This is a genomic window from Bradyrhizobium sp. USDA 4011 (assembly GCF_054063415.1).
The window spans coordinates 22,315-36,806 of the sequence record NZ_JBSSGG010000001.1 but is presented as its reverse complement, the minus strand read 5'-3'; the positions used below and the strand labels follow the sequence as shown (position 1 = coordinate 36,806).

At 66.0% G+C, this 14,492-nt stretch carries 12 protein-coding genes; 6 read left to right on the top strand and 6 right to left on the bottom strand.

Features of this window, described 5'->3' with window-relative positions:
- Positions 1-71: 71 nt before the first annotated feature.
- The 3 genes from ACVW1C_RS00175 to ACVW1C_RS00165 all read right to left on the bottom strand — a co-directional run bounded on the left by ACVW1C_RS00175 (position 72) and on the right by ACVW1C_RS00165 (position 4,738).
- Entirely contained in the window at positions 72-1,298 is a 1,227-nt protein-coding gene (locus ACVW1C_RS00175) for a GGDEF domain-containing protein (RefSeq protein WP_456756642.1), read from the bottom strand.
- Positions 1,299-1,405: 107 nt separating this feature from the next.
- A complete protein-coding gene (locus ACVW1C_RS00170) occupies positions 1,406-2,917 on the bottom strand; it encodes an AMP-binding protein (RefSeq protein WP_456756641.1) in 1,512 nt (503 codons plus the stop codon).
- 84 nt (positions 2,918-3,001) lie between these two features.
- Complete coding sequence (locus ACVW1C_RS00165) at positions 3,002-4,738, bottom strand: extracellular solute-binding protein (protein WP_456762968.1); 1,737 nt, start codon at positions 4,736-4,738, stop codon at positions 3,002-3,004.
- A gap of 371 nt (positions 4,739-5,109) precedes the next feature.
- Here ACVW1C_RS00165 and ACVW1C_RS00160 point away from each other — a divergent pair, with 371 nt between their 5' ends.
- Positions 5,110-5,937: an invasion associated locus B family protein gene (locus tag ACVW1C_RS00160; RefSeq protein WP_456756640.1), complete on the top strand. Its 828-nt coding sequence runs from the start codon at positions 5,110-5,112 to the stop codon at positions 5,935-5,937.
- A gap of 391 nt (positions 5,938-6,328) precedes the next feature.
- The gene (locus ACVW1C_RS00155) at positions 6,329-7,600 is read left to right on the top strand and encodes an MFS transporter (RefSeq protein ID WP_456756639.1); all 1,272 of its coding nucleotides are present in this window, start codon (positions 6,329-6,331) and stop codon (positions 7,598-7,600) included.
- Positions 7,601-7,650: 50 nt separating this feature from the next.
- On the opposite strand, the gene hspQ is transcribed toward ACVW1C_RS00155, so the two are convergent.
- Positions 7,651-7,983, bottom strand: a complete 333-nt coding sequence (hspQ, locus tag ACVW1C_RS00150) for a heat shock protein HspQ (protein ID WP_024584048.1) — start codon at positions 7,981-7,983, stop codon at positions 7,651-7,653.
- Between the two features lie 122 nt (positions 7,984-8,105).
- Here hspQ and ACVW1C_RS00145 point away from each other — a divergent pair, with 122 nt between their 5' ends.
- Positions 8,106-9,059, top strand: a complete 954-nt coding sequence (locus ACVW1C_RS00145) for an AEC family transporter (RefSeq protein ID WP_456756638.1) — start codon at positions 8,106-8,108, stop codon at positions 9,057-9,059.
- A 110-nt stretch (positions 9,060-9,169) separates the two neighbouring features.
- On the opposite strand, the gene ACVW1C_RS00140 is transcribed toward ACVW1C_RS00145, so the two are convergent.
- Complete coding sequence (locus ACVW1C_RS00140; RefSeq protein WP_456756637.1) at positions 9,170-10,354, bottom strand: UbiH/UbiF family hydroxylase; 1,185 nt, start codon at positions 10,352-10,354, stop codon at positions 9,170-9,172.
- A gap of 133 nt (positions 10,355-10,487) precedes the next feature.
- Between ACVW1C_RS00140 and pcsA the strand changes: the two genes are divergently transcribed.
- The 3 genes from pcsA to ACVW1C_RS00125 all read left to right on the top strand — a co-directional run bounded on the left by pcsA (position 10,488) and on the right by ACVW1C_RS00125 (position 13,047).
- Complete coding sequence (gene pcsA, locus ACVW1C_RS00135) at positions 10,488-11,216, top strand: phosphatidylcholine synthase (protein WP_456756636.1); 729 nt, start codon at positions 10,488-10,490, stop codon at positions 11,214-11,216.
- The gene (locus ACVW1C_RS00130; protein WP_456756635.1) at positions 11,213-11,938 is read left to right on the top strand and encodes a TerC family protein; all 726 of its coding nucleotides are present in this window, start codon (positions 11,213-11,215) and stop codon (positions 11,936-11,938) included. The genes pcsA and ACVW1C_RS00130 overlap by 4 nt, the downstream gene beginning before the upstream one ends.
- A 134-nt stretch (positions 11,939-12,072) precedes the next feature.
- Positions 12,073-13,047 (top strand): quinone oxidoreductase family protein, encoded by a 975-nt coding sequence (locus ACVW1C_RS00125; RefSeq protein ID WP_456756634.1) that lies wholly within the window; start codon positions 12,073-12,075, stop codon positions 13,045-13,047.
- 174 nt (positions 13,048-13,221) lie between these two features.
- Here the strand turns inward: ACVW1C_RS00125 and ACVW1C_RS00120 are convergent, their stop codons facing one another.
- Positions 13,222-14,418 carry an acetylornithine transaminase gene (locus tag ACVW1C_RS00120; RefSeq protein WP_456756633.1) on the bottom strand — a complete coding sequence of 399 codons (1,197 nt, stop codon included), beginning with the start codon at positions 14,416-14,418 and terminating at the stop codon, positions 13,222-13,224.
- Positions 14,419-14,492 lie beyond the last annotated feature (74 nt).

Below are 14,492 nucleotides of genomic sequence, written 5' to 3'. Positions count from 1 at the left end.
AAGGTGGCTTCGCCTGCTGCCGACGCTGCCCCGCACAGCGATCGCGCAACTGACAAGCGGCATAGAGCTTGTTACGACGCCGCGCGTTCCGGCGTGCCGAACAGGCGTCCGAGCAGCGAGAGGGCGGAATCGCCCGGCAGAAGCGTTGCGATGCTGACGGCCGGCTCGGCCCTGGTGTCGCGGCGGCCGTTCTGGGTGTGGCGCATCACGCTTGCCAATCGCCGCGTGATCGCCTGGGCGTTGCGCAGGTCGGTCCCGGCGAACGCCACGACCAGCGAGCGGTCGTCATGCACCGCGCCGAAATCGGTCTGGCGCATCAGCCGGCTGATGATCCGCGCACCGTCGAATTGCGCGCGCGGCTGCGTGTTGTCGAAGGTGAACCGCGCCACCGAGAGCGCGCCGCCACGCTCGGCGGTCTGGTAGACGGCGGTCGCGAAGTCGCGTTCGAATGCAGCCTTGGTGAGCAGGCCGGTGCGGGGATCGATCAGGCCCTTGGCGTCGATCGCCTTGAGCATGCGGCCGAGCCGTGCCTCGAAGGCGTGCTGCCGGATCATCGGCAACGCCATGTCGGCGACGCGTGTCGGCCCGGCTGTGACGATCTCGAGATTGGGCAGCTCGTAACGTGGCGTCAGCTCGCCCGAGGCGACGATCACGGGCAACGGGCGGAAGCGAACATCCTCGGTCAGCACCGTCAGGAACGCATCCATCACGCGCGGGGTGAAGCCTTCGGCCAGCACGATGCCGTCGATGTCACGGTTGGAGAGGTGCTTTGCGGCCGCCTCGATGCTCAGCGCGCCGACCACGCCGGCGCGTTCGCCGAGCGCGACCGACAGGGCCGGGTAGGCGCCGCCGCGACCGATCAGGAGCGCGGTGGCCTCTCCGACCGGATCGATATCGGATAATGCGATCGGCGTCGGCGGCACCAGGCGGCGCATCACGGTCGCATGCAGCGCGCGAACGCGTAACGACGCGTTGAGCCGGGCGACCAGGCGATCCGGCATGCCTTTGTGCTGGAAGAACGCGATGGCGGTGTCAGGCAGGGTGGTCGCTGGATCGACCGCGATCAGCGGCAGATAGGGCGCGCGGGCCGCCGCGCGCTTGGCGAGGCCCGCCAGGGTGACGAAGTCGACGCCCTCTGCGGCCGCGATGATCGCGGCCGGCTTGACCTGCTCGATGGCGCGTCCGACCTCGCGCCAGTCGGTGACCACGACCGGAAACAGCTTTGTCTCATCGAGGACCGCGGCAAACGGCGGCTTTGCCGACGCCGATACGATGAGGACCGGACCTTGTTGAGACATTCGAACGCTCGAAACCAATGCTTAAGATCAGCAAACGGCTTCGATGCTAGTTGGCATGGCTTAATGCGGCGTCAACACAATGCTAAGACTAACGCAATGATAAGATTCTAAGGCATTCCCGTGCCGCTGCGGTCGCGAAATGCTTCGACCATCAACGGGTTAAGCCCAAGTTCGGTCAGGGCGTCGCGGGCCCGCGCATTGTCCTGAGCCCGTCCGGCCAGCCGGTGGCCGCTCAGGCGGTCGGGCAGTGCCGTCAACAATGCGCCCTGGCCGAGCCGGCGCGACCACTCCTGCAACTCCTGGGCAAGGAAGCGGTAGCCGCCGACCGTCATGACCCCCGACGGCGGGGCGGTAATGTTGACGGCGCCGGTCGCGCGGTCGACCCGCGCGGCATATTCGGTGTCGACGTAATCACGCGGCGGTGGCGCAGTCAGACTGTCGCCCGGGGCCGGCGGCGGCGCGTAGGCGGCGACCGGCACCATGGGGCCGCGCAGGCCTAGCGTGCCCTTCGGGGTCAGCAGGATCTCGCCGGCGATCGACGCGCCGGGAGCCTCCCGCGGCGCGCTGTGCGGACCGGGCTTGATCGGAGCCGGCGATCCATCCTCGGCGTTGCGGCGGGCGCCGAACAGCCCGGCCTCGCCGAACAGATAGACGTCGGTCAGGCTCACCCGCCGCGAGGTCCAGTGCGCACTGGAGGCAACCTGCTCCGGCGTCCGCCAGAGGCCGATCGCGTTGCGCAGGGTGGGCAGGCGCTCCGAGAGGCCGCACTCGTCGAGCCGTAGCGCGAACTGCGCCGGCGCGATCAGCGTGTCGCAGCCGTGTTCGTTGAACTGGGTTTGGAACGCTTCCTCGTCGAACGGGTGATGCATGACGAGCGTTCCGCCCGACAGCAGCCAGCTCACCAGCGACGAACAGATGCCGGCGAACGACATCGGCGCGAATGCCGACATGATGGTCGCGCCCTGGGCCAGGTCGCTCTCCAGCGACATCGCGAGCCCGCCGGCGATCAGGCCGAAATGCGCGCGCGGCACCGGACGAAAACCCCCGCTGGTGACGTCGAAGGAGATCAGCGCCGGCTTGCGGCCGTCCTGGATCATCGGGCGCGAGGTCCGGGAGTCCCGCAGGATCGCGTCATCGAGCGACGCCATGCCTTCGGGCAGATCGGTGCCGAACCCGCAGACATGGCGAATCGAAAAAGCTTCCGCCGCGGCGTTCATGGCGATGTCGGCGTAGGAGACGCCGTCGATCCTGCCGCAGGTGACGATCGCCCGCGCCGCAGTGCGGTTGAGCACGGAGGTCAGCTCGGCCTGCCGCCACAATAGCGGCAACGGCGCCACCACAAGGCCGACCCGATAGGCGGCGAGCACGGTCAGGGCGAATTCGATCGTCGAGGGAAGCTGTACCGCGATCACCGTATTGGCCGGCAATCCGCTCTCGACGAAGTGGGCGGCGATCGCCGAGATCGCGCGGTCGGCCTGGGCATAGGTCAGGCGTTTGGGGGGCTGTCCGGTGACGCGCTGCTTGTTGATCGGGTCGACCAGCGCCAGCGCCTCGGGTTGCCGGGCCAAACTGCGCTTGAACAGCGTATCGAGCGTGGGCGAGGTGATCGACTGGTTCACAGGTTCAACGTCGGTTGCATCGCTTCGATCAGGTCGGATCATGCCGCGTCGGGTCGCAGATCACTTGGCAGCTCACTTGGTATCTCACTTGGATTGCGCGCCGGGCTTCTGCCACCAAGTCTCCGGCAGGTAGCCCGTCAACGCCGTGGCCGAAGGCCGTTCTATCCGATTCCAGCGCGCGATCCATTGCTCTCCCAAGTTAAATAGGGGGATAGCGTAGAAGCCGGACATCAGGGCCCGATCCAGCGCCCGCACCGCCGAGACGAAGGCCGGCCGCTCCCGCGCCGCGAGCAGCGCGGCGATCGTGGCGTCGATGGCCGGATCCTTAGCGCCCATGTAGTTGCGGGTGCCCGGCACGTCGGCTGCCTGGCTGCCCCAGTAGAACCACTGCTCGTTGCCCGGCGACAGCGACTGGTCCCAGCGAATGGGGATCATGTCGAAGTCATAGGCGACCCGGCGCTGCTCGAATTGCACCGCGTCGACCACCCGGACCGCGGCGTCGACGCCGGCCCGCTTCAGGTCGCGCTGATAGGCGAGGGCGATCCGTTCATGCTCGCGTGTCGTCACCAGGATTTCGATCCGGAGCGGCGTCCCGGTCGAGCGCTGCTTCAGCACCGTGCCGTCGAGCGCGTAGCCCGCCTCCGACAGCAGCGCGAGCGCGTTGCGCAGAACGGCGCGGTCGCGGCCTGAGCCGTCGGTGTCGGGGAGGCGATAGCGGCCCTCGAGAATGTCGGGCACAATATGCGACAGATACGGCTTGAGGAGATCGCGCTCGCGGTCATCGGCCGGGCGGCCATAGGCGGACAATTCCGAGCCGGCGAAATAGCCGCCGGCGCGCGAGTAGAGTCCAAAATAGTAATTGCGGTTGATCCATTCGAAGTCGAACAGCATCAGCAACGCCTGGCGCACCCTGACGTCGGCAAACTTCGGCCGCCGGGTGTTGAACACCAGGAATTCGGACGGATCGGGCGTGCCGATCTTGATGGTGTCGCGGATGACGTCGCCGCTTCTCGCGGCGGGAAAGTCGTAGCCGTCATGCCAGCGGAGCGGCTCGGGCTCTGTCCTGAAGTCATAGAGGCCGCGCTTGAACGCCTCGAACTGGCCGTTGGCGTCGCGATAGTAATCAAGCCTGATCTCGTCGAAATTCCAGAGGCCGCGGTTCACCGGCAGGTCGCGCCCCCAGTAATCCGGATTGCGGGTGAAGGTCACGCTGCTGCCGGGCTTGACCGCCGTCACGCGGTACGGGCCGGAGCCGATCGGCGGCGCCAATGTGGTCTCCTCGAATTTGGAGACGTCGGTGGCGTGGCGTGGCAGGATCGGCATCAGGCCGAGGATCAGCGGCAATTCGCGGTCTGCAACGCCGCCAAAATCGAACCGCACCGTGAGCGGGTCGAGCACCTCGGCCTTTGCGACTTTCGAATAATACTGGTGATGCAGCGGACGGCCGTGATCGCGCAACAGTTCGAGCGAGAACACCACGTCGTCCGCCGTGACCTCGTGCCCGTCGGAGAAGCGCGCGCGAGGATCGATGTGGAATGTCACATAGCTTCTGGCATCGTCGGTCTCGACGCTGCGGGCAAGCAGGCCGTACAGCGTGAATGGCTCGTCATTGTTCCGCACCATCAGGCTTTCATAGACGTAGCCGCGCTCGTAGGCGTAGCCCCGGAGTTGCTGCACCGCGAGCCCCCTGACAATCAGGGGATTGAGGCTGTCGAAGGTGCCGTCCCGGGGGCTCAGGACCAGACGGCCGCCCTTGGGGGCGTCAGGATTGGCGTAGGGCAGGTGGCTAAAGTCGGCTGGCAGGGCGGGCGCGCCATGCATCGCGATGGCGTGGCTCTCGGTGGCGGCCGCGGGGGCAAGCGCGCTGGTCAGGAATGCCAGCACAAGCCAGGTGGCCGCCAACGGGACGCGCCAACCGTGCCCGGGAACACGCGCGTGAGGCGCCGGATTTGATTCGCGAAACGTCACGCCCGAGGTTTATCACAGGGCGCTGAAACTCGCCGTGACATGGGCGCAAATACGCTTGTCGGCATTGATCTTTCCGCGCGCCGCTGTATTGAAGGCGTGCAATTTGAAGGTGGCAACGCCTGTCACGTATCCGCCTCAATTGACTAGGAGACAGCCGCCCAAACGGCTATGTGTCGGCGCCTGCAGCGGTTTCGGGCGCTGCCGTTCAGAAAGGGTTTTCCGCAATGAATTTCCGTATCTTGGCCGCCCCGGTCCGGCCGCATGGGCGAATTGTTGCCCTGATGGCGGCGACGGCATTCTCTGCAGCGCTCCTGGTTCCTGCCGCTTGGGCCCAGCAGCCGGCAGCGCCGGCGGCACCGAAGGCAGCGCCCAAGGCAGCACCCAAGGCAGCTCCGAAGGCGCCGGCCCCGGCAGCCCAGGCACCAGCCGCACAAGCACCGGCCGCAGGTCAGGCGCCCGCCGCGGCCGCCCAGCAGCCGCCCCAGGATCAGCAGATCCAGCTGATCTACGCCCCCTGGACCAAGTTCTGTCTGAAGGGCCAGGAAGCCAACGCCAAGCAGGTTTGCTTCACCGGCAAGGACGGCCGCATCGAGTCGGGCCAGCCGGTGATCGCCGCCGTGATCATCGAGCCGGAAGGCGAGCCGAAGAAGATCCTGCGCGTCACGCTGCCGCTCGGCATGCAGCTCGTGCACGGCACCCGCATCATCGTCGACGGCAACCCGCCGCAGCAGGCGCCCTATGTGATCTGCTTCCAGAACGGTTGCATGTCCGACTATGAAGCAACCCCCGAGCTGATCGCCAACATGAAGAAGGGCCAGAACCTCGTGGTCCAGGCGATCAATTCGAACGGCGCGCCGCTGACGCTGCCGCTGCCGCTCAACACCGAATTCGCCAAGGCCTATGACGGCCCGCCGACCGATCCGAAGGTGTTCGAGGAAAACTCGAAGAAGCTGCAGGAAGAGTTGCAGAAGCGCGCCGAAGAACAGCGCAAGAAGCTGGAAGGCGCGGGCGGTGCCGCTGCGCCGGCTCCAGCCAATCCGGCAGCCAAGTAAAAACGTCGATCACGCGTTCAAGAAAGCGCGAGACCCTCGCAAGCAAAAGGCGCCCGGAAGGGCGCCTTTTTTGTCATGCGAAACGGGCTGGCTGATGGCAGCCTGCCGCGCTGGTGACCGTGCCCATCGTGTGCGATGGTGGCTCAAGGCAAATCGATTGCGCCGAGCCGCGTCGTCGTTGCCTTGTCCGGACAAGTCCGGCGTTGAAGCCCAAGCATAAATCCGTCACGGGAGGCCAGACGAAAGCGCGGCACGCGCGCCTTCGATGCGCAAATGCGCGCGTGGTTCTGTGCGAACCCTGGCCGCCGTGCGGACGCGTGATGGCGCGATGCGACTGGACCTTGCCTGGGTCGCAAGCCTGTCCGCTGTTCGCAATCATGGAAGTCTCCCAATGTCCCAGCGAGTCAACACGCAGCGGCGGGAACCGCTCTCCCGGCCTTCGGAGCCGCCGACCGGCCGTGCTTCGGCCGATGCCGGCGGGCGCCTCAACCAGGACAACGTCCCCGGTGCCTTCCATCCGGGCATCGTTCATCTCGCGCTGGCGATGGGCGGGTTCGCGATCGGCATCGCCGAATTCGCGACCATGAGCCTGCTGCCGTTCTTCGCCCACGATCTGCACATCAGTGAGCCCCAGGCCGGTCACGCGATCAGCGCCTACGCGCTCGGCGTCGTGGTGGGCGCGCCTGTGATCGCCGTGCTGTCGGCGCGCATGGCGCGGCGGACGCTGCTGATCGCGCTGATGGGCTTCTTTGCGCTGATGAACGGCCTCTCGGGGCTCGCGCCCGACTACCACACCATGCTGGTGCTGCGCTTCCTCGCCGGGCTGCCGCATGGCGCCTATTTCGGCATCGCCATGCTGGTCGCGGCCTCGCTGGTCCCGATCGACAAGCGCACGGCGGCCGTCGGCCGCGTGCTGCTCGGCCTCACCATCGCGACGACGATCGGCGTGCCGCTCGCAAATGGCGTGGGGCAGGCGATCGGCTGGCGCTGGGCGTTTGCGATCGTTGCCGGTCTCGCGCTCCTGACCGCCATCCTGGTCCTGATCTTCGCCCCGCGTGACGTCGCCGACCGCAAGGCGAGCCCGTTGCGCGAGCTCTCGGCGCTCGGGCGCAAGCAAGTCTGGCTGACGCTTGGGATCGGCGCCATCGGCTTCGGAGGACTGTTCTCGGTCTACACCTATCTGGCGTCGACCATGCTGGCGGTGACGCACACGTCGCCCGCGGTGGTGCCGGTCACGCTATGTGTGTTCGGCGCCGGCCTCACCGCCGGCAACATCATCGTGCCGCGCTTTGCCGATCGCGCACTGATGGCGACCGCGGGCGGCCTGCTGCTGTGGTCGGCGGCGACGCTGGCATTGTATCCGCTGGCGGCGGCGAATTTCTGGACGCTGAGCGCCGACGTGTTCCTGATCGGGCTGGGCGGAGCGCTCGCCACCGTGTTGCAGGCCCGGCTGATGGATGTCGCCGGCGAAGCCCAGAGCCTCGCTGCGGCGCTCAACCATTCCGCCTTCAACGTCGCCAATGCGCTGGGGCCGTGGCTCGGCGGAATGGCCGTCGCAGCCGGCTACGGCTGGACCTCGACCGGTCTCGTCGGCGCCGGACTGGCGCTGGCGGGTTTTGCGGTCTGGGCGATTGCGGCGCTGGCTGCGCGTGAGGGGGTATGAGCAGGCTGGAAGTCGCGCCGTGGCGTCCGTCGCCGGACAGGCGCCGCGCGTCAGTTCAGCGACGGATTCCGCGGACGGTAGCCGCCCGACTTGTCCTTCACGAAGATCTCCGCCACCTGCGAGTGCCGGATCGGCTCGCCGGAATCATCGGGCAGCAGGTTCTGCTCGGACACATAGGCGACGTACTCGGTCTCCGAGTTTTCCGCGAGCAGATGATAGAACGGCTGGTCCTTGTGCGGCCGCATGTCCTCGGGGATCGACAGCCACCATTCCTCGGTGTTGTTGAACTCCGGGTCGATATCAAAAATCACGCCCCGGAAGGAGAACACCCGGTGACGGACGATCTGCCCGATCTGGAATTTGGCGGTGCGCGCTTTGATCATGGTTCGTCGATAGACCAACATTGTGGCCGATGCTAGGGGCTAAGCCTCGAATTAACCCCCCGGTTTACCGATTCCAGCCGGGCCGAAACGACCCGAAATCCGGCCGAGAAACTACTTTCAGAATGATTGATATCCTCAATCTGGCGTTGCCGTATTTCGGCTTGATCTTTATCGGCTACGCGTGCGGAAAGGCCAAGGGTTTGCCCGAGAGCGGGCTCGCCTGGATGAATTTCTTCCTGCTTTACGTTTCGTTGCCGGCGCTGCTGTTCGGGATCATGTCGAAGACACCGTTCGCCGAGCTGAACAACCCGCCATTCCTGATCGCCACCACGCTCGGAACCGTGATCGCGTTCTTCCTGGCGATGGTCGCAGGCAAGCTGATCGGAGGGCTGTCGCTGCGCGAGGCGACGCTGGCCGGCCTGTCGGGCGCCTACGGCAATATAGGCTATATGGGGCCTGGCCTGGCGCTCGCCGTGCTCGGCACCAAGGCAGCGGCGCCGACCGCGCTGATCTTCTGCTGCGACAGCATCTTCCTGTTCTCGATCGTGCCGCTCCTGATCGAACTCACCGACCGCGATCATCCCTCACTGCTGCATGCGTTCGGCGTGGTGCTGCGGCAGATCGTGCAGAACCCGCTGATCATGTCCGCGGTGTTCGGCGCGCTGGTCGCCGCGTTTCACATCCCGATTCCGGTCGCGCTCGACCGCACCATCCAGTTCCTGCAAAACGCCGCCGCGCCGATGGCGCTGTTCGTGCTCGGCATCACCGTGGCACTGCGGCCGTTCGAGCGGGTGCCGTGGGAGGCGCCGGGCGTGGTCGCGATCAAGCTTCTGATCCATCCGCTGCTGGCCTTCGGACTGATGCTGCTGTTCGGTCCGTTCGCGCAGCCCTGGGCTGCGACCGCGGTGCTGATGGCTTCGCTGCCGCCGGCGCTCAACGTGTTCGTGATTGCACGGCAGAACGACACCTGGATCGAGCCGGCGTCGGTCGCGGTGCTGATCGGCACCTTCGCCTCGGTGGTCACGCTGACCAGCGTCATGTGGTTCATCCAGAGCGGACGGCTGGTGTTTCCCTAAAGCATGATCCGGAAAAGTGAGAAGCGGTTTTCCGAAAAGATCATGCTCAAACAAGGAGCTAAAGCGCGCGATGACGATTCAAGCTGATCTCATCGCGCTTTAGAGGAACGCTACCTCCGCCATGACGGCGCGAGGCCCTCGCGCATCGCCAGCCGCCGCAGCGGGCCGAATGCGCCGAGCAGGTGCAGGCCGGCGGCACGCGCGGTCTGCATGCCGAGGAAATCGCTGAGCAGCGACCGGTTGGCGATGTCGATCGCCCAGGTCCGGCTGGCGACATCGGGACGCCGCGCCGCCTGGTAGCGCGACAATACATTTGGCGCGCCGGGATCCTCGCCGCGGCCGATTGCCCGGCCTGTGATCTCGGCGATGTCGGCGGCATCGCGCAGCCCCATGTTGAGCCCCTGCGCGCCGATCGGCGGCAGCACATGGGCGGATTCGCCGACCAGCGCGATCCGGTTCTTGGCGAATTGCCTCGGCCGCTCGATGGCGAGGGGAAACACGTGGCGGCCGCCCTGGACCTCGACGCGGCCGAGAATCGAATGCGACTGCCGCTCGGCCGCTTCGGACAATTCGTCGTCGCCAAGCGCCTTCAGCCGTTCGGCTTCCTTGGGCGCCGAGACCCAGACCACGCTGCTGCGGTTGCCGCTGAGCGGCACGAACACGCAGGGGCCGTGCTCGGTGTGAAACTCGGTCGAGATGTTGTTGTGCGGCCGGCTGTGGCTGATGTTGAAGGTGAGGGCGGATTGGCCGAGCTCGCGGCTGACCACCTCGATGCCGGCGGCCTCGCGGGAGAGTGAATTGCGCCCGTCGGCGCCGACCACGAGCCGGGCCGACAGCGACTGGCCCTGCCGCGTCACCACCGTGACGGCAGTATTCTCCGGTTGCACCGAAGCGGCCTCGTCGTCGAACCGCGTCAGCGCGGCCATCTCGCCGGCACGCTCCTCGAGCGCTGCGACCAGCGAGCGATTGTCGATGTTGAAGCCGAACTGCTCGCGGCCGATCTCGTCGGAGGAGAACCGCACTTCCGGGGCGCGGATCAGGCGGCCGGTATCGTCGACGAGGCGCATGGTCTTGAGCGCGGCGGCCTTGTCGCTGCAGCGCCGCCAGACGTCGAGCCGCTCCAGGATCTCGGTCGAGGCGCCGAGCAGCGCGGTGGTGCGGTTGTCGGCATAGGGGGCGCGGCGCGCCAACAGCGCGGTCCGCGCGCCGGCGTCGGCGAGGGCAATCGCAGCCGTCAATCCGGCCGGGCCGCCGCCTATTACGATAACGTCATAATCCATGGAGCTGTCGGTCATATCAGGACATTTGACATGCCTGGCCCGATTTTCAAGCCATCGGTAACCACCAAGAGTTTCCAACAATCTGCGCGGCGGAACGCCGCAAGACTGCATATGCAAAGCTGGCCGATTCCTGATAGCACTTCGGCCGATGGAGCACTCGAGCCAGCCGGATGCGTTGCCAGAACGGATGCGGACCGCCGCATTCTCCGTTCATATCTTCACGGCGCTCGGCGCCGGGGTGGCACTGCTGGCGATGCTGGAGGCGGTGCGCGAGCACTGGGCCAACATGTTCGCCTGGCTCGGGGTCGCGCTGATCATCGACGGGATCGACGGCCCGCTGGCGCGCCGGCTCGACGTGGTGCGGCTGCAGCCGAACTGGTCGGGCGAGGTGCTCGACCTGGTGGTTGATTTCGTCACCTATGTGTTCGTGCCGGCCTATGCGATCACCGCGAGCGGCATGCTGCTGCCGGTGGCCGCGCCGGTCCTCGGCGTCGGCATCGTGGTCTCGAGTGCGCTGTATTTCGCCGACCGCCGCATGAAGGCCGACGACAACCATTTCCGCGGCTTCCCGGCGCTGTGGAATGCGGCGGCGTTCTATCTGTTCCTGCTGCATTTGCCGCCGGTGCTGTCGACGATCGTGGTCGCGCTCCTGATCGTGTTGACCTTTGCGCCGTTCCATGTGCTGCACCCGTTCCGCGTGGTGCGGCTGCGCTGGCTCACGCTGTGGCTGCTCGGCGCCTGGGCGCTGCTCGGCATGTACACGCTCGCCAACGATTTCATGGTCGGAGCCCCGGTCACCTTCGGTCTCTGCGCCATCGCCGTCTACATCGTCGGCAGCGATACCCTGATCCGCCGGATGAAAGCCTTCAGAGCATGATGCAATTGATCACCAGCCCGGAAGCCTGGGCGGCGCTGCTGACCCTGACCGCGCTCGAGATCGTGCTCGGCATCGACAACGTCATCTTCCTGTCGGTGCTCGTCTCGCGGATTCCGCAACCGCAGGCCAACCGCGCGCGGCAGATCGGCTTGCTGCTGGCGCTGGTGTTCCGCATCATCCTGCTCAGCGTTCTGGTCTGGCTGATCGGGCTGACGCAGCCTGTGATCACCATCGAGAGCGTCGCGCTGTCGTGGCGCGATATCATCCTGATCGGCGGCGGCCTGTTCCTGATCGCGAAAGCGACCCACGAGATCCACGGCGAGGTCGAGGCGCGTGACGCCGAGGAGAATGGCAAGCCGAGCCCCAACGCGTTCTTCTGGGTGATCGTGCAGATCATCATCATCGACCTGGTGTTCTCGCTGGATTCGATCATCACCGCGATCGGCATGGCGCAGGACATCGAGATCATGATCGCGGCGGTCGTGATCGCCTGCATCATCATGTACGTCTCGTCGGGACCGGTGGCGCGGTTTGTTGCGGAGCATCCGACCACCAAGATGCTGGCGCTGGCGTTCCTGGTGCTGATCGGCGTGGCGCTGGTGGCTGACGGCTTCAAATTCCACATTCCGCGCGGCTACATCTATTTCGCCATCGCATTCTCGGCGGCGGTCGAGATGTTCAACGTGCTGGCCAAACGCAACCGCAAGAAGCCGGCCGGCTAAAGGGCATGATTTTTTCGGAAAACCGCTTCGCACTTTTCCGGATCGTGCTGTAGCCCCGGTTCCGGACGCTTGGTTGACAAGCCGGCGCCGATGGCATTCGCTCGTTTGACGTTGAGATCTGAGGGAGCGACGACATGACCAAGGCTGTGCGGGTGCACAAGGTGGGGGGCCCTGAGGTCCTGACCTATGAGGATGTCGAGGTGGGGGCGCCGGGGACCGGCGAGGTCCGCATCCGCCAGCATGCGGTCGGGCTGAACTTCATCGACGTCTATTTCCGCACCGGCCTCTACAAGGCGCCCGGCCTGCCGTTCATCGCCGGCAACGAGGCCGCGGGCGAAGTCGTGGCCGTCGGTCCGGGGGTGACCAATTTCCACCCCGGCGATCGCGTCGCCTACTACTACAACCTCGGCGGTTACGCCTCCGAGCGCGTCATCCCGGCCGACAAGCTGGTCAAGTTGCCCGACCATATCACCTACGAGCAGGGCGCCGTGCTGATGCTCAAGGGGCTCACGGTCTGGTACCTCCTGCACAAGACCTTCAAGGTCGAGCAGGGCCATCGGGTGCTGATCCATGCCGCAGCCGGCGGCATCGGACTGCTGGCCTGCCAGTGGGCCCACGCGCTCGGCGCGCATGTCATCGGCACCGTCGGCTCGAAAGCGAAGGCCGATATCGCGCTAGCCAATGGCTGCGACCACGTCATCCTCTACAACGAAGAAAACTTCGTCGAGCGCGTCAAGCAGATCAGCCGCGGCGAGCTCTGCGACGTCGTCTATGACGGCGTCGGCAAGACCACGTTTCCGGGATCGCTGTCGTGCCTGCGGCCACGCGGCCTGTTCGTCTCGTTCGGCAACGCCTCCGGCCCGGTGCCGCCGTTCCCGCTCGCCGAGCTCAACAACCACGGTTCGCTGTTCGCGACGCGGCCGAAGCTCAACGACTATGTCGGCACCCGCAAGGAATTGCTCGAAGGCGCCGACACGCTGTTCGCCGCCGTGATCAACGGCAAGCTGCACGTGCCGATCAACCACGCCTATGCGCTCAAGGACGTCGCCAAGGCGCATACCGATCTGGAGAGCCGGGCGACCACGGGGGCGGCGATCTTGAGGCCGTAAGTCTCTCCTCGTCATTGCGAGGAGCTCGCGACATAATTGCAAAGCAATTTTGCGCTGAAGCGACGAAGCAATCCATTGTCCCGCACGCATGGAGGGATGGATTGCTTCGCGGAGCCTGTCATCCGGCGGCGCTTCGCGCCGACCGGGTGGCTCGCAATGACGATCGGGAGACGGCTACGCCACCCGCCGCGCCGCGCCGACTTTCGTCAGCACGGTATCGAGGCAATCAATCACCGCGGTAACCTCCTCGCGCGTTACGTTGAGCGCCGGCATGAAGCGCAGCGTGTCCGGCTGCGGCGAGTTCACCAGCACGCCGGCGGCGAACGCCTCGGCGACGACGGCCGCGCCGATCGGCATCTTGAGATCGAGCGCAAGCAGCAGACCGCGGCCTCTGATCTCGCCGAGCCCGTGCCGTGCCGACAGCCGCTGCAATTCGCGCTCGAGCAGCAGGCCGGTGTCGGTGACCGATTTCAGGAAATCGGGCTGGCCGATCTGATCGAGCACGACAAGCCCCGCGGCGCACATCAGGGGATTGCCGTTGAAGGTGCCGCCCTGATCGCCGTGATCGAAGCACGAGGCATGTTCGGTCGCAAGCAGCGCTGCTAGCGGCACGCCGCCGCCGATGCCCTTGCCGAGCGTCATGATGTCGGGCTCGATTCCGGCGTGCTCATAGCCGAACAGCTTTCCGGTCCGGCCCATGCCGGTCTGGATCTCGTCGACGATCAGCAGCAGGCCACGCTGCTGAGTCAACGCCCGCAACTCTCTGAGGAACGCGTCGGTCGCCGGCCACACGCCGGCTTCACCCTGGATCGGCTCCAGCATGACGGCGACCGTCGACGCCGTGATCAGCTGGCGAACCGACTCGATGTCGTTCAGCCGCGCTTTCCGGAAGCCAGAGACTTTCGGCTCGAACAGCGGCTCGAACGCCTTCTTGCCCGACGCCGACATGGTCGCGAGCGTGCGGCCGTGGAAGCCGCCTTCGAAGGTGATGATCTCGTGCGCGCCACCCTTGTACTTGGCGCCGAATTTGCGCGCGAGCTTGATCGCGCCTTCGTTGGCCTCGGCGCCGGAATTGGCGAAGAAGACCTGATCGAAGCAACTCTTGTCGACTAGCATCTTCGCCAGTTTCAGGCTCTGCTCGTTGTAGAATGCCGGGCTCGGCGTCAAGAGCCGCCTGGCCTGCGCGGCCAGCGCGTCGGCCACGATGACCGGCGAGTGGCCGAGCGGATTCACGGCCCAGCCCTGCACGAAATCGAGATAGCGGTTGCGGTTGGCGTCCCACAGATACGAGCCTGCGCCGCGCACGAACACGACCGCGGGGCGAGCGGTGATGTCCATCAGCGCATCGAACGGATGGGTAGCGTTGGTCATATCGATCTCCTCTGGGGTCGGTGTGGGGATTAAGGGCAGGCCAAAAAGCAAGAAGGCCGCGCTTTGGGGGCGCG